The 16,928-nt window shown below is 47.3% G+C and carries 14 protein-coding genes; 12 read left to right on the top strand and 2 right to left on the bottom strand.

The window, feature by feature from the left end; all coding sequences use genetic code 11:
• The first annotated feature begins 204 nt into the window (after positions 1 to 204).
• The 5 genes from MHH57_RS05305 (at position 205) to MHH57_RS05325 (ending at position 5,449) form a co-directional block, all read left to right on the top strand.
• Positions 205 to 969 carry a class I SAM-dependent methyltransferase gene (locus MHH57_RS05305; protein WP_342425746.1) on the top strand — a complete coding sequence of 255 codons (765 nt, stop codon included), beginning with the start codon at positions 205 to 207 and terminating at the stop codon, positions 967 to 969.
• 197 nt (positions 970 to 1,166) lie between these two features.
• Positions 1,167 to 2,621, top strand: a complete 1,455-nt coding sequence (locus tag MHH57_RS05310; RefSeq protein ID WP_029516091.1) for a substrate-binding domain-containing protein — start codon at positions 1,167 to 1,169, stop codon at positions 2,619 to 2,621.
• Between the two features lie 149 nt (positions 2,622 to 2,770).
• Positions 2,771 to 4,012: a hypothetical protein gene (locus tag MHH57_RS05315; RefSeq protein ID WP_039269410.1), complete on the top strand. Its 1,242-nt coding sequence runs from the start codon at positions 2,771 to 2,773 to the stop codon at positions 4,010 to 4,012.
• A gap of 13 nt (positions 4,013 to 4,025) precedes the next feature.
• Positions 4,026 to 4,889, top strand: coding sequence for an aldo/keto reductase (locus MHH57_RS05320; protein ID WP_069010356.1), 864 nt, complete (start codon positions 4,026 to 4,028; stop codon positions 4,887 to 4,889).
• A gap of 14 nt (positions 4,890 to 4,903) precedes the next feature.
• A complete protein-coding gene (locus MHH57_RS05325; protein ID WP_029516095.1) occupies positions 4,904 to 5,449 on the top strand; it encodes a mismatch-specific DNA-glycosylase in 546 nt (181 codons plus the stop codon).
• A gap of 81 nt (positions 5,450 to 5,530) precedes the next feature.
• Here MHH57_RS05325 and ald read toward each other — a convergent pair whose 3' ends face one another.
• Complete coding sequence (gene ald, locus MHH57_RS05330; protein WP_340884567.1) at positions 5,531 to 6,661, bottom strand: alanine dehydrogenase; 1,131 nt, start codon at positions 6,659 to 6,661, stop codon at positions 5,531 to 5,533.
• Positions 6,662 to 6,905: 244 nt separating this feature from the next.
• Here ald and MHH57_RS05335 point away from each other — a divergent pair, with 244 nt between their 5' ends.
• The 7 genes from MHH57_RS05335 to MHH57_RS05365 all read left to right on the top strand — a co-directional run bounded on the left by MHH57_RS05335 (position 6,906) and on the right by MHH57_RS05365 (position 16,574).
• On the top strand, positions 6,906 to 8,570 hold the full coding sequence (locus tag MHH57_RS05335; protein ID WP_342434917.1) for a PucR family transcriptional regulator ligand-binding domain-containing protein: 1,665 nt from the start codon (positions 6,906 to 6,908) through the stop codon (positions 8,568 to 8,570).
• 101 nt (positions 8,571 to 8,671) lie between these two features.
• On the top strand, positions 8,672 to 10,195 hold the full coding sequence (locus MHH57_RS05340) for a copper amine oxidase N-terminal domain-containing protein (protein ID WP_342434918.1): 1,524 nt from the start codon (positions 8,672 to 8,674) through the stop codon (positions 10,193 to 10,195).
• A gap of 189 nt (positions 10,196 to 10,384) precedes the next feature.
• A complete protein-coding gene (locus MHH57_RS05345) occupies positions 10,385 to 11,695 on the top strand; it encodes a galactokinase family protein (RefSeq protein WP_342434919.1) in 1,311 nt (436 codons plus the stop codon).
• 116 nt (positions 11,696 to 11,811) lie between these two features.
• Complete coding sequence (locus MHH57_RS05350; protein WP_029516100.1) at positions 11,812 to 12,729, top strand: PD-(D/E)XK nuclease family protein; 918 nt, start codon at positions 11,812 to 11,814, stop codon at positions 12,727 to 12,729.
• A gap of 168 nt (positions 12,730 to 12,897) precedes the next feature.
• Complete coding sequence (locus MHH57_RS05355; RefSeq protein WP_318627026.1) at positions 12,898 to 13,557, top strand: SGNH/GDSL hydrolase family protein; 660 nt, start codon at positions 12,898 to 12,900, stop codon at positions 13,555 to 13,557.
• Between the two features lie 141 nt (positions 13,558 to 13,698).
• The gene (locus MHH57_RS05360; RefSeq protein ID WP_342434920.1) at positions 13,699 to 15,039 is read left to right on the top strand and encodes a hemolysin family protein; all 1,341 of its coding nucleotides are present in this window, start codon (positions 13,699 to 13,701) and stop codon (positions 15,037 to 15,039) included.
• A gap of 263 nt (positions 15,040 to 15,302) precedes the next feature.
• Complete coding sequence (locus MHH57_RS05365) at positions 15,303 to 16,574, top strand: methyl-accepting chemotaxis protein (protein ID WP_029516103.1); 1,272 nt, start codon at positions 15,303 to 15,305, stop codon at positions 16,572 to 16,574.
• 94 nt (positions 16,575 to 16,668) lie between these two features.
• On the opposite strand, the gene MHH57_RS05370 is transcribed toward MHH57_RS05365, so the two are convergent.
• Positions 16,669 to 16,881, bottom strand: a complete 213-nt coding sequence (locus MHH57_RS05370; RefSeq protein ID WP_013309048.1) for a hypothetical protein — start codon at positions 16,879 to 16,881, stop codon at positions 16,669 to 16,671.
• Between the last annotated feature and the right edge of the window lie 47 nt (positions 16,882 to 16,928).

Below are 16,928 nucleotides of genomic sequence, written 5' to 3' on the forward strand. Positions count from 1 at the left end.
ACAGCATCTGGTTTGGATGGCATATGGACGGAGGTAGATAAACATGGGATGGTTCCGACACGACATATAACAACCTCACCGACGGGCAAGAGCTCCTCCACATTAGAGCTGACATAAAATAGATGTACAGAGAGATACAACGTAGAACATACAGAGAGAAGAGTTCAATAACGTACAGCTCAATGGTGGAGGAGCAAAAATAATATGAAATATACAGAAGATCGTGAATTTCTACAGTTCTTGGAGAATTATAAGCAGTCATTTTCCGGATGGGATTTTTCATTCATCTCGGATACGGGACGTGTGGCGAGCGAGCCCTTGGAATGGTCTTATGTCAGCAAGGCTATGAAGTTTATTCATTCATCCAAGGCGATGCTGGATATGGGAACAGGCGGGGGAGAGCTATTATCTCGGCTACGCCCTTTTCCAGAGATCGTATGTGCGACAGAAGCGTATGCACCGAATGTTCCTATCGCCAAGGAAAGATTGGAGCCGCTGGGTGTGCGCGTTATGGCTATACAGGATGACGATTCCCTTCCGTTTGGCGATGCCGGGTTCGACCTCGTGCTGAATAAGCATGAGTCATTTTCGCCAACGGAGGTACGGCGTATTTTGCGACCAGGTGGGACGTTTTTGACTCAACAGGTAGGGGGCCTGGATTGTGCGGGCATCAACGACCGTTTGGGAGCACCTGAATACGAGTATGCGGACTGGACCCTTTCTCAAGCACTTGCAGGTTTGAAAAGTAATGGCTTCGAAATTTTAGAGCAGCAGGAACAGTTTCCGATACAGCGCTTTTACGATATTGGAGCGATTGTCTATTACTTAAAAGCAATCGAATGGCAGATTACAGACTTTCAGCCGGAGAAATATATAGAACAGCTATATGGTCTGTATTTAGATATTAAACGTGATGGCTATTGGGACGTGAAGCAGCACCGTTTTTTGATCCATGCCAGAGCAATATAAAGAAGATTCGATGACAAAAAGGCCTTTCCCGTGGGGGAGGCCTTTTTTGCCATACGCAGCTTGAGTAATTCATCGCTGGGAAGATCGGATAAGGACATTTTTATCCTCCTCTCGTATACTAATCTTTACCATAATTGTACAATGAAGAAGCAATGGCTTACAGTCTCATTTCATTCATTAGTTATAGGGGGATGTACATGTCTGATCCAAAGGAAGTTATAACCAAGCCGGAAAAGGACGAGTCTGTGCGGATAGCATGGTTTTGGCCATGGTTGGGCGGTACGTTTATGTTTGGATTGTTTTCAGTCATGTTTAATGTAGTTTGGAGTATGGTTGTGGCACCCCAAGTACAGCTTCTGCTGAGGCATGAAGGTGTAACGGATACAACTGTGATTGTAATACTGCTTCTATATGCATGGATTATCGGTCTCATCTTTGCAGCTTATGGTGCCTTGAGTGCGCGTATGTCCAGCATGGGCAAGCTTTCGCTGATGCTGACCGGGCTATTATCATTATTATGTGGGCTGTGGTTGTGGATTGTAGGAATACAAGGGTCTGGTGGTCAACCTGCTGAAGTGTCGGGAGGGGCGTGGGGGCTCTTTTCACTCTATCATGCTTGGGCGGAGCCTGTGTTAGAGGTATTGGGTCCATATACACAGCATGGTGAAATCTGGTTTCTACTGGCTGCACTGCTGCCGATAGTTGGCATGGTAGTAGGAGTTGGGGTAAATCGTTATCCAGCGCTAACCGACAAGAATGGTAAGGTGGATCATAGATGGCAATGGATTGTTGCCGCGATATCTGCTGCGCTCGTCATTGTGCTGACGATTACACTGATGCTTCCTCAACGCCCATACATTGCAGAGAGAGATTTTCCGGTAGTTGACGGGGCTACAGCGGCCATTCCGTTTGCGCAGGATATGCTGCATGAACTGACCGGAATGAGCAAGGCGCGAGCAGCGCACGAACTGAGATTCAACACGACCCATCAGGCATATGTCAATTTGATCAAAAAGAAGGCGGATCTGATTCTGGTGGCTGGTCCTTCCGATGAGGAACTGCGGCTGGCGAAAAGTCGGGGAATACAAATGAAGCTCACACCCATTGGGTGGGATGCGTTTATTTTCCTCGTACATCAAGACAATCCGGTTAGGGGACTTTCTTCGGAGCAGGTTCGCCGTATATATGAAGGGGCTATCCGCAATTGGAATGAGGTAGGGGGCAAGGATCAGCCGATCATTGCTTATCAGCGAGAAGAAAATTCAGGCAGTCAGACATATATGCAAAAGAAAGTGATGGCAGGCCATGAAATGGCTGACCCGCCACGTGAACTACAAATTGGCATTATGGGTGGTATGATTAATGCAGTCGCAGATTTTAACAAGGATCACAACGCGCTCGGTTATTCATTTTATTATTTTGCAAATGTGATGCATAATCGTCAAGAGGTCAAATTTTTGTCTATTGATGGAGTGGAGCCGAACAAAGAGCACATCCGCTCGAAGCAATATCCATTCACAGCTCAACTGTTTGTAGTCACACGGGAAGGCGAGGAACCAAGCCCTTCGATGCAACGATTACTCGAATGGCTGCAAAGTGAAGAAGGAACTCGGGCCATCGAAAAAGGCGGCTTTGTTCCTGTAAACTCGTAATCCTGTAACGCTGGTTTGCATTCAGTCCATTCCGTATATTCACCTTAAGAGTGAAACGAAGACAGCAGGGTAATACATAGAATATACATGGCTGTGAATACAATACCCGCACAGCCATGTATATCACCAACATAAGGGGATGAACGAAAATGAAGAAAAAAACATCGGTCTGGGTGCTTTTACTCGCCGTAGCCATAGTGACAGCGGGGTGTGAAACAGGCTCACAAACAAGTTCGCAAACAGGACAAACGGCTCAAAATGAGCAAAAGGGTGCCGTCTCGGCACAAGCGAATGGTTCGGGAGCGACTGTAGATACACCGAAAACAGGAGGACAAGCAACCACAGACACTACTATAGCGAAAGTCCGCATGGACAATATTACCGCGTTGCGTTTGATCGACGGCCAATCCGGCTGGATCGGCGGAAATGGCTGGATTGCCCGAACGGACGCGTCTGCATCCGGTTCAGTCGGATCGACGTGGAATGTGCAATATCAGGGTCAAGGTACGGTTCAGCAGATTTTTGCCTTGAACGGGCAGCAAGGCTGGGCTGTTATGGCAGACAGCGGATCGCTGCTGGCCACTCGCGATGGCGGCAAACGCTGGGAGGTTGTTGGGACTGTACCTGAGCAAGGGCAAACGGGCTTTTTACACTTTGTATCATCCAAGGAAGGGTTCAGTGGCAACCAATATACGAAGGATGGCGGGCAAAGCTGGTCTTCGCTCCCCGTGCCTGGCCACATGGTAGGACAGCCATATTACCATGATCGGCAAAACGGCTGGGCGGTTACGCAGGACACAGACCGTTCATTCCAGATTTTACATACCGTTAACGGGGGCCAAAAGTGGACTACTGTCATGTCACGGACAACGGAGGCGCCTCTAAATGGAGCCATTATTCGTTCTGTAGAACGTGGCAACGCATGGATCGAGCTGGTTGGAGATACGGGGATGAATCAGACGTCGTATTCGCTTTGGCATACTGCCGATAGTGGACAAAGCTGGCGTCCTGTACTGGCGAATGCCACCGCTGGCGGTGGCCCGGCACCAGGTATTAGCCAGCAAGACAATCAGGTTCCTAAAAATGAAGGGGCGGCACCAGGTATGCTCTATGCGGTTAATAGCAGTACCGCATGGATGGGCGGTTATTGCGCACCGTGCGACAAGCCCAATACGATTGGCTGGACGACTGACGGCGGCAAGACGTGGAACAATGGAAAGCAAGGCTTTGACGGTTATGGCGGTCAGCAAATCGGGATGGCAAATGCCAAAGAAGGCTGGGCTATTTTTTCGGACTCAGAGCAGGCCCCAGTTATGTACACTACCTCGGATGGTGGACAGCATTGGACGCAGAGCCATGTATTTGATAAGCCTGTGACACCAGGCTCCTAAGGAGGGAATGCATATGAGCCAACATAAGAAAAGTGTGATCACATGGACGGACGGTCGTGAAGTACCGCTCATCGGGCAGGGCACGTGGAATATGGGCGAAAAAGCCTCACTTCGGCAGGAGGAGGTGCGTGCGCTTCAACTTGGCTTCGAGCTGGGCATGTTGCTGGTGGACACGGCTGAAATGTATGCGGAGGGCGGCGCAGAAGAGATCGTCGGAGAGGCCATTCAGGGGCGCCGGGACGATGTCTATCTTGTCAGCAAGGCTTACCCTCATCATGCGGACCGCCAAGGACTGGCTCAGGCGTGCGAAGCTAGCTTAACCCGCATGGGAACGGATTACATGGATATGTATTTGTTGCATTGGCGAGGGAATATTCCACTGGAAGAGACAATAGAAGGTATGGAACAACTGCGTGAGCAGGGCAAAATCCGCAGCTGGGGAGTGTCCAACCTGGACAAGTCCGACATGGAGGAGCTATGGAACCTGAGTGGAGGCGAAGCCTGCGCTGTCAATCAAGTGCTGTATCACGCGGCTTCGCGGGGCATCGAATATGATCTGCTACCTTGGAGCCGTGCGAATGGAGTGCCTGTGATGGCCTATTGCCCGATTGCCCAAGGTGGTCGCCTGCGACGGGGCCTGCTGGAGCATCCTGTTATGGTAGACATTGCTGCCAGCCACGGGGTAACTCCATCGCAAATTGCGCTTGCGTGGGTCATACGAGACGGTGATGTCTGGGCCATTCCGAAGGCGGTACAGGAATCGCATGTACGAGAAAATGCAGCGGCAGCAAGTATTCGGCTCACCCCTGAACAACTTCAACAAATAGACGAAGCTTTTCCTCCGCCGATGCGGAAGCAGCCGCTGGATATGGTTTGAGGAAGGAGGAGCCCATGACAGAGCGAGAGACAGAACTGCATGAGGTAGATGATCATCTGGATTATGGATTATCCGTTGTATTCATCGGCTTTAATCCCAGCCTGAAATCAGGCGAGGTAGGACATCATTATGCGAATCCGCGCAACCGCTTTTGGCGCATACTTGAGGGAGCAGGCTTGACACCTCGCTTGTACAATCCATCGGAAGATCGGGAGCTGCTGAAGCTGGGCTTCGGTTTTACGAACATTGTTTCCCGTCCCACGAGGGGAATGGAGGACATTGCACGCGAGGAATACGCCGAAGGACGTCTGAAGCTATACGAGAAGCTAAAGGAATACCGCCCGAAGGTTGCTTGCTTTGTCGGCAAAGGCGTGTACACCGAATACAGTAAAAGATCCAAAGTAGATTGGGGATTTCAGCCTGAACCGCTAATTCCTGAGATGCATGAATTTGTGGCACCTTCGTCTAGCGGACTGGTGCGCATGTCGCTGGAAGAAATCACAGATATTTATCGCCGTCTTCAAACGTTCCTTTCGTCAGAAATATCTGAAATGCAGTAAGTACGGTGAATATAGCTAGTACAAAAAGAACCACACGCTTCGGTTCCTGCTGGGAAGAGCGTGTGGTTCTTTGAGCTGTTTCTATTGTAAGGCTTTCGCCTGCCATGCCTGTTCCACGGGAACATAAGGATATCCCAGATCACGTGCGACCGCTTCGTAGGTAATATGTCCATTCAGGACATTGGTGCCACTAAGCAGTGGTTTGCTTCTGCGAAGCGCCTCCTGCACACCCAAATCTGCGAGCTGGAGAGCAAAGGGGAGCGTCGCGTTCGTCAGGGCCAGCGTCGAGGTTTGCGGTACCGCGCCCGGCATGTTTGCTACCGCATAGTGAATGACGCCATGCTTCACATAGGTAGGCTGATCGTGTGTGGTGATATGGTCAATCGTCTCGACAATGCCGCCTTGGTCGATGGCGACATCCACAATCACAGAACCGGGCTGCATCGTCTGTACCATGGCTTCCGTTACGAGCCGCGGAGCTTTGGCACCAGTGATTAGGACAGCGCCGATCAGCAAATCACTTTGCGCCACGGCTTCAGCAATGTTGGACGGGGTGGACACTAGCGTATGGAGCTGATTGCCAAAAATATCATCCAGTTGGCGCAGTCTTGGCAGGCTTAGGTCGATTAGTGTCACATCTGCCCCGAGACCGATGGCGACCTTGGCAGCATTAGTACCGACCACCCCTCCGCCAATAATGGTCACTTTACCGCGTTTGACCCCCGGCACACCTGCCAGCAGGATACCTTTGCCACCCTTTGGTTTTTCCAGCAGCTGTGCTCCAATTTGTACAGCCATTCGACCGGCAACCTCACTCATCGGAGTAAGCAGCGGGAGGCTGCCCTCAACATCTAGTGTCTCATAGGAAATAGCGGCTACACCGTTGTCTGTTAAAGCGCGGGCCAGTGCTGGCTCGGCGGCCAAATGCAGATAGGTGAATAAAATCAATCCTGGTCGGAAATATCCGTATTCAGAGGGGAGCGGCTCTTTTACCTTGATGATCAGATCCGCCTGAGACCACACGTCCGCAGCTTGCTGCACAAGAGTCGCACCCGCAGTGGCATAATCTCCATCCGTAAAGCCGCTTTCAACACCTGCGTGGCTTTCCACAAACACATGATGTCCGTGTTGGATCATTTGAGCTGCACCTGCGGGCGTTAGAGCGACACGATTCTCATTGTTTTTAATCTCTTTCGGAACCCCAATTTTCATTTCATTCACCTCTCCTAAAAATAATGGTTAAGAAAATTACACTATCATTTTTATGCAGCCTGCTGATTAGTTACATGGACTCAAGCCGATAAATGCAATTCATGTTAGATTAGGTACAGTTTACAAGGGGTGAAGCTCCTTGACATCATACATTTTGTCGGATTATCTGACTTAAAGGCTCGACTTTTTGATGAATATATGTCATGTAAAATGACATAAAGACATATACATAAGGAGAATGCCGATGAACGGTAAAAAAACATTTACCATTGCGGATGTGCTGGAACGTCCCGTTTTCCGGCGGGCGAAGCTGGCGGCGGGGGAACAGGGCGTACATCGCCGTGTGGGTTGGGTCCATGTGCTAGAAATCACAAATGTCTCTCCGTTTGTGAGCCGTCATGACTTGATTTTGACGACCGGCCTGTGGCTTACCCGGAAGGGGGAAGAGCGCGCCGAGTATATGGAGCAACTGATCCGCTCGGAAGCTGCGGGATTGTGTGTGGAGCTGGGCACGAGCATTCATGAAATCCCTTCTGAAATTCTGGAGTTGGCGGAACGACATTACTTCCCGGTCATCGTATTTGAGCAGCCAGTACGTTTTGTTGAAATTACACAAGATATTCATTCCCTACTTATTAACCGACATCATGAACTCCTAAAAGATCTGGAACGATTTTCACGTCAACTTCAGCAGGAAACCCTGCGCAGTACTGATATGAGCGCCCTCTTGCGTGTGCTCCATGACTATGCAGCCCGGCAGGTCATCTACATGTCTTCCATTGATACCAATCGATTCGTACCTTCCGTCCAGCCGGATCTAGCGGACCGTATTGCAGATTTTTATGCCCATGAAGTGGAATCTAGTATGACCGCCGATCGGGAGGGGCATCTGCTGTTTCACCTGAATGAATCCACTGCCGTGTTGTTCCAGCCCGTTGTATGCTTCGGTCAGGTGTTTTCCGCAGTAGGTTTGGTGCTGCATGGTGAAATGCCGACAGAAGAAATGTCGCTGCTGCTCGATTACACGGCCAAGGCAGCCGCTACATTGGTGCTGAGAACACAGTTTCTTGAAGACCGATTGCTGCGTAATCAAAATGAATTGATTCAGGATGTGCTGAGCGGGCAGCTTCCCAGTGAAGAACAGGCCCAGACCCGAATGGGCCTGCGATTGTTATCGAAGGGACAGTATTTATTTTGGGCAGGGGTCATTGAGGTGGAACATCAGGACAAAGATGCCAGTCAGGTACGCAAGGAGTCCATCAATCAGGATGTGCTAGTGCTACTTCGTTCATTGTTGAAAAAAGAAACGTTGCACAATCTGTTGATGATGAAGGGGAGTCAGTGTTACATCCTTTGTGCCAAGGAGGAATTAACACTACGTTCCGCAGCGCAAATGAAAAAAGTGCTTGCCCATACAGTTCAATATATTCAGAACTATGCCGCAGGACAGCTTGATAAGGTGCGCATTCATGCAGGCTTTGGTAAGGTAAGGCATCGCATGACGGGGACGGATCGCAGTTTTGAAGAGGCATATGAGGTCATTGAAGTGGCACGAAGCGTCCCAGTCATGAAGGATCGGTTATTTTACGACAGCATCGGAATCTATCAGTTGTTGAAGGCGGTGCCCCGCATTCCTTTTCTACAAGAGTTCGTAGAGGACCATTTGGGTGGGCTGATTGCGCATGATCGTGAGCACCATATGCAGCTTTTGGATACACTGGATGCCTACTTTAAATCCCATGGTTCCAAGCGTGATACCGCCGGAATTTTGTACATTCACAGACAGACCCTTTATAATCGGCTGGATAAAATTAATGAAATCATAGAGGGAAATCTGGCAGACCCTGACAAACGTCGTTGCCTGGAAATGGCACTACTGGCTTACCGGATGCTTCAGGCTGAAAATTGATCCTAAATAACTAGTTCCATTTTCCATTCTACTCATTTACAATGCGTGTTAACACTGAGATAATAGAAGAGATTACGGAAATATCTTGAAAGGGGATTAATATGAATATAAAAAAATGGATCGCCGTCCCTCTTATTCTGTTAATGGTAGCTTTGACAGGTTGCCAGGCAGTAGGTGGATTTGATGTAAGTAAAAATTTATTGGGAACACTAGATGTGAAATCCCAGCAGACAACGGAGAAAATCTCTCTTAAGTTGACTCCAAAAGAAGGAATCACGCAAGGAGATAAAGAAATCGTAGATTTGATTAATTCGATTTCCGTTACTGTGGATGAAGCCAAAGTACAATCGGAGGAACTTGCTTCTGCCAAAGGTACATTGCACGTCGATAAGTATAATTTGCCGTTTGAACTTGCTTTAGACCGCCAAGGTTTGGCTATTCAACTGGAAGGTGCCAAAAAACCTTATTACATATCTCTGAACTCGCAAGAGAGTTTGAGCGGTCTGCCTGCTGGATTTGATCCATATGTATATTCCAAAGACGTGAGAGAACTGACGAAAACAGCCGCTGCACTTATGCTCAAGCATGCGCCTAACCCTTCGACCATTTCTGCAACGTCTGTAACCGAGGAAGTATACGGTGAAAAAGACAAAGTGAAACTGACCCATCTGCATGCTGAACTTCGTGGGGATGAGCTGGTAACATTGGTAAAACCGTTCCTGGCGAATCTGGCCAAGGACGAAGCAGGCTTGAAAGAGCTGATCGGGCAAGCCATTGATATGACGAAGACGATTGCTTCCGGCATGAATATTGAAGATAGTGATAAAGTAACAGCGGAACTGAGTGCTAACAAAGAAAAAATGGTCAATGAGGCTTATACCGAAGTTAAAAAATATTTGGATCTAGCTGTTGATCAATATGATGTAGGCGTTAGCACCATGTATGCACAGTCCCCTGAAATCAAAACGGTCCTGAGTGCTAACACGGTTCTGAAAAGCGACATGTATTTTGATGAAAAAGGAAATGTTCGCAAAGCGGCAACAGACCTGACGGTTGCTTTGCCAGATGTGGATGGTCTTCCGGTGAAGTCCTTCACAATTCTGACCGAAACTCAATCTTGGAACGTCAATGGTAGTGTGACGGCTGATAAAGTGGATATTTCTAACGGTGTTATTGACTTGAATAAACAAGCTGAATTAACTCCGGGAGCGACGCTGCGCAATTTTGAAGCGAATTCTCCGATCTACAACATTTTAAAAAATGATTTGGAAATTACAAAAGTAGAAACAACTTTCGATCCTAAAGACGATTACTACGTCTTGGAGAATCGTGGTGGTACTGCCTTTATTCCATTGCGTGAACTGACGAGCGAACTGAACTCCGAGTTAAAATGGGATGCAGCTGCCAAACAGACTACTGTAATTGATGATATTACAGGTAAGACGATTAAGCTGAAAAGTGGCTCTAAACAAGCTGTATTGGAAGGAAGCACATTGACGTTGCCACAAGCTCCATATACGGATGAATATGGCACATTGTATGTTCCTTTCAAATCAGTTGCCGAGGCGCTTGGCGCCACAGTAACTCGTAACAGTGATGGAGAATATGTACTGAAACGCGACTAAAAAGAAATTCAAGGAACCGGCCCAATTAGGGGCTGGTTCTTTTTTAGTTATATTGATAAAATGCTCAGTAAAGCGATTAAAATAAGCGCTTACAAATTTTAAAAGTGCCATACTTTTATACAGGGAGAATTGAGATAATGATAGTATCATTCCAGCATAGTAAAACACATACAATTAGGGGGATATACAATGAAAGATATGGAACTATTGAATTCCAGAGAGGGGCAAATGGTGCTTGACCGAATGTACGGTCAACAGCAAATTTCTGAGCAAACGACTCGATATGAATCACTTATACAGGCGTATCGGGAGCATTTTGGTGTAAGGGACATTGAACTGTTTAGTGCTCCGGGACGCTGCGAAATTGGCGGAAATCATACAGACCACAATCATGGGAAGGTGCTGGCAGGCAGTATTACACTCGATACCATCGCTGCAGCTTCTAAAGTGGAGGAGTCTGTAATTACATTCTTTTCTGAAGGCTATAAGACGAAGTACGTCATCGATTTAACCGACTTGTCGCCAAAACCGGAGGATGACAATACGATGTTGTTGGTCCGCGGTATTGCCGCTGGCCTGCTTGAATTCGGATACCGTATCGGAGGATTTCAAGCTTATATATCGAGCAATGTGTTCTCTGCTTCAGGCTTAAGCTCTTCCGCTTCTTTTGAAATGCTGATATGCACGATATTAAATCATTTTTATAACGAGGGAGCGTTAGATGCTGTTGCTAAATCCAAAATTGGTCAGTATGCGGAAAATGGCTATTGGAACAAGCCGTCGGGGCTGCTCGATCAGATGGCTTGTGCGTATGGCGGCTTGATTTCCATTGACTTTGAAAATCCCAAGGAACCGATCATAAATCCTGTTCATTGGAATTTTGAACAAAACGGATATTCCCTCGTTATTGTAAATACAGGTGGAAATCATGCCGATTTAACGGACGATTACGCGGCAGTGCCCAACGAAATGCGTGCAGTGGCACAATCTTTAGGCGTAACGGTTTGCCGTGACTTATTGCCGGAGGATCTATATGCCAACCTCAAGATGGTCAGGGAAAAAGCAGGAGACCGTGCAGTGCTGCGGGCGTTGCATTTTTTTGAAGAAAATAGACGTGTGGATGAACAGGTGAAATCACTGGAGGAAGGGCGCTTTACTGATTTCCTGAGGCTCGTTACCGAATCTGGTAATTCCTCATGGAAATGGCTCCAAAACGTATATAGAAGTGGGATTGCGCGGGAACAAGACGTATCGGTTGCACTGGCTTTAACCGAAATGTATTTAAAGTCAATAGATAACAGCGCATGTAGGGTACATGGTGGTGGCTTTGCTGGTGTCATCTTGACGATTCTTCCGAATAATCATGTGGATGATTATAAGGAGTGGATCAGCGGCATGCTGGGAACTCCGGTACTTGTTGTCAACGTCCGTGAGGACGGTGCTGTTAATGTTAGTGATTTGATCAATGTTGAACGGACTCATTGCGAGTCTACAAACTAGTCAGTCAGTAGAAGACTTTAACCCATGGGTTAAGGTCTTCGTCCTTTTTATCGCCGATACAGCTTGGGTTTGCGTTATAATAAAGAGATGATAGTTTTAATGAAGGAGGGCCTGTCATGGCTATATACCCGTCCTGGTCCTATTCGCAATCGAGGGCTCAAACGTTCGATGAATGCTTACGCAAATACTATTATCATTATTACGGCTCGCATAATGGCTGGAATTCGGCACAGGGCACTGAAGAGCAAGTTACATTGTATCGGCTCAAGCAACTGAGCAACTTATATATTTTATTCGGGAATATTACGCATCAAATGTGTGAATCCGTCATACGTGGATGGATGGAAAAAGGGGCTATCCCGCGCACAGCATACCTTGAGACAGCTATGAAGAACATGTTGAATAACAGCTACAAGGAATCGCTACACCGTGAGCTATGGCTACAAGATCCGAAAAATCGCGTCATGCTGGCGGAGGTTTATTACGACGACGAGGTGCTTCCAGAACGGATCGCCCTTATTAAGGAGCGGCAGCACGCGGTGATACACAATTTGTACCGTACTGCGGTTTGGCGTGAACTGCAACAGGGAAAGGCCCGAATTGTAGAAGTGGAGAAGTGGGATACGATGCTCCTTCATGAGACGAAGGTGTATGTCAAAATGGATTTGCTCTACCGTAGAGACAATGGAGACATGGTCATCGTGGATTGGAAAACAGGCAAGGAAGGCGATTTTTCCGACCAGCTTTTTTTGTATGCTTCCTATGTGCAGGAGCACTATCAGCTTCCTTTGGAGAAGATTGAGGTACGTGTGGAGTATTTGATGACAGGAGAGCATGAGGTATATCGTCCCGCGCAAGAAGATATCGACAAAGTGGTTGGTAATGTAGGACGATACATCGATGAAATGAAGTCCTGTCTCGATGACGATTACTATAACCGCCCCAAGTCCGAGTCTTTCTTCACTCCGATGCCTTCACGCAGAGCGTGCGGAGGCTGTAATTTTCGTGAGGTGTGTAAGTACCGAGCGGTGTGAAATGACTTGATCGCCTTTGCCACCGGATTCCTACCCTAATTAAAGCTAGTGAATCCGGCCATATGGCCAATCTATAATTCTTCTATATTTTGAAACCGCTTTATAATTTAGATGACGCGAGGTATGATAAGGGTATTATTGGAAAATATGAAGGAGGAAGTTAGGAAGATGACGAGTACAGAACACGCACGTATTCTATTTCAGGGAGATTCTATAACAGACGGAGGAAGGGGACGAAATGAGGATGCGAACCATTGGCTGGGTCAGAGTTATGTGTATCTGATCGCAGGTGCATTGGGGAGCCGTTTGACGACCACACAGCCAGAATTTGTGAACCGGGGAATTTCGGGGGATCGAGTTTCAGATTTGTATGCACGCTGGAATGAGGACATGTTTAGCCTGAAGCCGGATCTGCTCAGTATTCTAATCGGAGTGAACGACGCCTGGCGGATCGTCGAGCAGGAACCGTCCGGGGTGACGGACCGATTTGAACGAGCGTATCGCCACCTTCTGGAGGAAACGCGTGAAGTGATGCCTGATCTGGGACTCGTGCTGTGCGAGCCGTTTATTTTGAAAACAGGAGCTACCGAAGCGCGATGGAACATTTGGCAAGAAAAAATAACGGGGTATCAGCGTATTGTACGTCAGCTAGCGGACGAATTTGGTGCTGTATTTGTGCCGCTCCAGAGCATGTTGAACGAAGCCGCTACCCAGGCGGACGCCTCCTATTGGCTGCATGACGGGGTTCATCCGACAGCGGTTGGGCATCAGTTGATAGCTGATCAATGGATAGATATCGTGCAAAAGAGTCCGCTGGCGATTCGCTAACAGGGTCATACATAGTCTACTCCTTGTCATTTTTGGGTAATACACGATTATGGACATCATTACTTATGTTATGGTTCCATCCAAAAATGAATGTCAAAGGGGGTGCTTCTTGCTTCATCATGAACGGAGCAAGAGAGGGCTATGGAAATGATAAATATCATTCTGGTTATATTACTTATCGCATTAACTGCTTTTTTTGTGGCCTCGGAGTATTCCATTATTCGTGTGCGGGTATCTCGCATCAATCAATTGGCCTCAGAAGGTAACAAAAATGCGAAAGCTGTTAAAAACATTCTGTCTCGGCTGGACGAGTATTTATCTGCTTGTCAGCTCGGAACGACATTAACCTCAATGGCGCTAGGCTGGCTAGGGGAATCTACTGTTGAACATCTGCTACACCCCCTGTTTGTGCTGGCTCATATTCCGGCAGGCCTGACGGGAGTGCTCTCCTTTTTGCTGGCTTTTCTGATCTTGACCTATTTTGAGGTGGTCATTGGGGAGCTGGTACCGAAAACATTCGCCATACAGATTGCGGAACCGATGGCATTGTTTTTTGCCCGTCCGATCACGATATTTTATAAAATGACCTATCCTCTGAATTGGGTTCTTAGTCGTTCATCGCGTGTCATTACAGGTCTCTTTGGGCTCAAAAAAGTATCTGAAGAAGATGCAGCACTCAGTGAAGCTGAGCTTCGTTTGGCGTTATCTGAAGGCTTTCGTAGTGGTGAAATTACACCGACAGAATATCGATATCTGAACAATGTATTTGATTTTGACGACCGTGCAGCGCAGGAGATTATGGTACCGCGCATCCACATCCGCTCCATCTCCCACCAGGCAACAGTGGCCGAGTTTATGGAGCTGATCGAGGACAAAGTTTATAATTTTCTACCTGTAGCTGAACATGGCGACCGGGATCGTATTATCGGGATGATTCGCGTTAAGGAAGCCCTGCATGATTTGGCACGTGGGCACAGCACAGGGAATACGACGATGGCTTCTTATATTCATCCGGTGCTTCAGGTTATCGAGACGGTTCAGGCTCGGGATCTGCTGATTCAGATGCAAAAACGACGCATTCCAGTAGCGGTGCTGGTGGACGAATATGGTGGAACATCTGGACTTGTCACACTGGAGGATATTATGGAGGAGATTGTTGGAGACATTCCTTCCTATACCGACACCGAAACCCCCGCAGCGTTAACTCCACTCATTACAAAAACAGATGATCATCGCTACATACTCAAATCACAGGCGCTCATTCATGAGGTCAATCGGCGCTTGGAGACGGATATTGAGGCCGGGGACGTATATACGATTGGTGGATGGATGCTTTCAGAGCGTTTTGATATCCAGCAAGGAGACAAGCTGACCATCGGTTTATGGGAGTTTACTGTACTGGAAAAAAACAGTCACCAAATAGACACAATTGAAGCGATAAAGAAAGCAGTCGTTGAACAGAAAAATGACAATGATTTTTAATAATGGAAAATGGCTTTGTCGAGTAACAGCTTGCTTAAGATGTGACGAATAGCCTGTAAAGCTTGTGGCAACGCGATTTGTTCATCTTAAGATGCAAGCTGCTACCTGGTAACATATTGTTTTTTGTAATTAGGATAGGGGACTTAAGACTCTGTATCTTTATGCTCATAAATATATCTGTCTGTGAAAAATTCTACTAGAAATGTAGCAATTTTATGGTAAAATGGAATCAAATTTGAGTTTTTTGGGGTGGGCTACAGTACATGAAGATGTCACTAGGTACGAAAATGGTTACTGCATTTGTCTCAATTTCTGCAATAACCTATGGAACAAGCGCTTTTTTTATTTTTGTACTCAAGGACTGGCTTGCTCAAGGTACACAAGAATGGGTGTACACTTCGATCATTCTGTTATTGGGTGTCCTGTGGAGTGGCATTTTGGGCTGGTTGATCTCAAAATTACTCACGCGGCCCATTGTTAGGTTGGCGAAGGCGGCAGAGGAAGCTTCGGCGGGGAACCTGTCTGTTGTGATTCCTGAACGTCGCTCGGAGGATGAAATCAAAGTTCTGTATGATGCATTTCGGCACATGATGCTGAACATTAAAGATATGTTCAATGAGATCTCGTACAGCACCAGAACCACTTCGCAAAGTGCGGAAAATCTGAGCTTGGCTATTGTACAGGCTACCACACAAATTGAGTCCATGTCTTCGGTGGTAGAAGATATTTTGAATGGCGTGGAGCAGCAAAAGCAAGCATCTGCCCAATCGATTAAAACAGCAGACCGAATGCTGGGCGATTTTAAAATGATGCGTAGCAAATCGGGACATATGCTGGAACTGTCAGGCCATATGGAGCATTCAGTAGATTCGACGCAGACCGTATTTTCATCCCTGATGGATGGAATGGGAGAGCTGACAGCATCACATGGTCGTTCGCAGCAGGTAATTGCACGACTGGAAAAAGAAGCTTCCCAAATTGAAGCGATTACAAGCACCGTGAAGGATATTGCTGAACAAACCCATTTGCTGGCGTTGAATGCTTCTATAGAAGCGGCGCGTGCGGGAGAAGAAGGGAACGGGTTTGCGGTAGTGGCTCACCAAATTCGCGCACTTGCCGCCCAAAGTACGGAGTCTGTGCAGCAAATAAATGCCATCGTTAGCCGTGTGCAGTCACAAATCGTAGAGACAGTGCAGTTGATGCATCAGCAAACGTCATTGGTCAGTGCCGAGGCGGAACGGACAAGCTCTGTGGATCAGACGCTGAACCATTTGAACGCTATTGTACGTGAATTTGTCGAGAGCATCCGTTTAATGGAAGAGGCCGTGACGGAGCAGACGAATCGGGTAGATCAAACCTTTGAGCAGATCCATCGTATTCAGCAAATGTCTGGGGCCTTCTCTGAAGGGGCTCACAAAATTTATACAGCTGCTCATGAGGAGACAGCAATTATGCAGGAAATTTCGTCTTCTTCCGAGGATTTGAAAGTGCTTACGAATAAACTCATGATGAAAACACGTGGAATGCAACTATAATCAGAAATCGTCATGTGAGGCATGATATATACGAACAAAATGTAGCCGCTATACACCGGAAAACGCAGCAAAATGGTTTCCCGGTGTGTAGCGGCTATTTTTTAATTTCAAAAAACTCACATTGTTTTCTAGGGTGGTAAGCCAGATCACTGACGCTGGATTGCACGACGATGGTTTGATCGTCGAAACGGATTATGATTCCGCCAGAGCCAATCAATTGGTCATCCTGAAATACTCGGACACGAAGATGACGTTCCAGTGCCTCATTGAAATCCTGATCTGTAATTAATCGGCGATTAATGGCCATGAGGGTTCTCCTTTGAATATAATATCTTTTATCATAAAGGTAAGGTA

It is taken from the genome of Paenibacillus sp. FSL H7-0442 (genome assembly GCF_038593105.1).
Classification (GTDB): domain Bacteria; phylum Bacillota; class Bacilli; order Paenibacillales; family Paenibacillaceae; genus Paenibacillus; species Paenibacillus polymyxa_D.

Bases quoted from the DNA above. Each gene is read 5' to 3' on its own strand.
- MHH57_RS05305 (WP_342425746.1), top strand. From the start codon at position 205: ATGAAATATACAGAAGATCGTGAATTTCTACAGTTCTTGGAGAATTAT.
- MHH57_RS05310 (WP_029516091.1), top strand. From the start codon at position 1,167: ATGTCTGATCCAAAGGAAGTTATAACCAAGCCGGAAAAGGACGAGTCT.
- MHH57_RS05315 (WP_039269410.1), top strand. From the start codon at position 2,771: ATGAAGAAAAAAACATCGGTCTGGGTGCTTTTACTCGCCGTAGCCATA.
- MHH57_RS05320 (WP_069010356.1), top strand. From the start codon at position 4,026: ATGAGCCAACATAAGAAAAGTGTGATCACATGGACGGACGGTCGTGAA.
- MHH57_RS05325 (WP_029516095.1), top strand. From the start codon at position 4,904: ATGACAGAGCGAGAGACAGAACTGCATGAGGTAGATGATCATCTGGAT.
- ald (WP_340884567.1), bottom strand. From the start codon at position 6,661: ATGAAAATTGGGGTTCCGAAAGAGATTAAAAACAATGAGAATCGTGTC.
- MHH57_RS05335 (WP_342434917.1), top strand. From the start codon at position 6,906: ATGAACGGTAAAAAAACATTTACCATTGCGGATGTGCTGGAACGTCCC.
- MHH57_RS05340 (WP_342434918.1), top strand. From the start codon at position 8,672: ATGAATATAAAAAAATGGATCGCCGTCCCTCTTATTCTGTTAATGGTA.
- MHH57_RS05345 (WP_342434919.1), top strand. From the start codon at position 10,385: ATGAAAGATATGGAACTATTGAATTCCAGAGAGGGGCAAATGGTGCTT.
- MHH57_RS05350 (WP_029516100.1), top strand. From the start codon at position 11,812: ATGGCTATATACCCGTCCTGGTCCTATTCGCAATCGAGGGCTCAAACG.
- MHH57_RS05355 (WP_318627026.1), top strand. From the start codon at position 12,898: ATGACGAGTACAGAACACGCACGTATTCTATTTCAGGGAGATTCTATA.
- MHH57_RS05360 (WP_342434920.1), top strand. From the start codon at position 13,699: ATGGAAATGATAAATATCATTCTGGTTATATTACTTATCGCATTAACT.
- MHH57_RS05365 (WP_029516103.1), top strand. From the start codon at position 15,303: ATGAAGATGTCACTAGGTACGAAAATGGTTACTGCATTTGTCTCAATT.
- MHH57_RS05370 (WP_013309048.1), bottom strand. From the start codon at position 16,881: ATGGCCATTAATCGCCGATTAATTACAGATCAGGATTTCAATGAGGCA.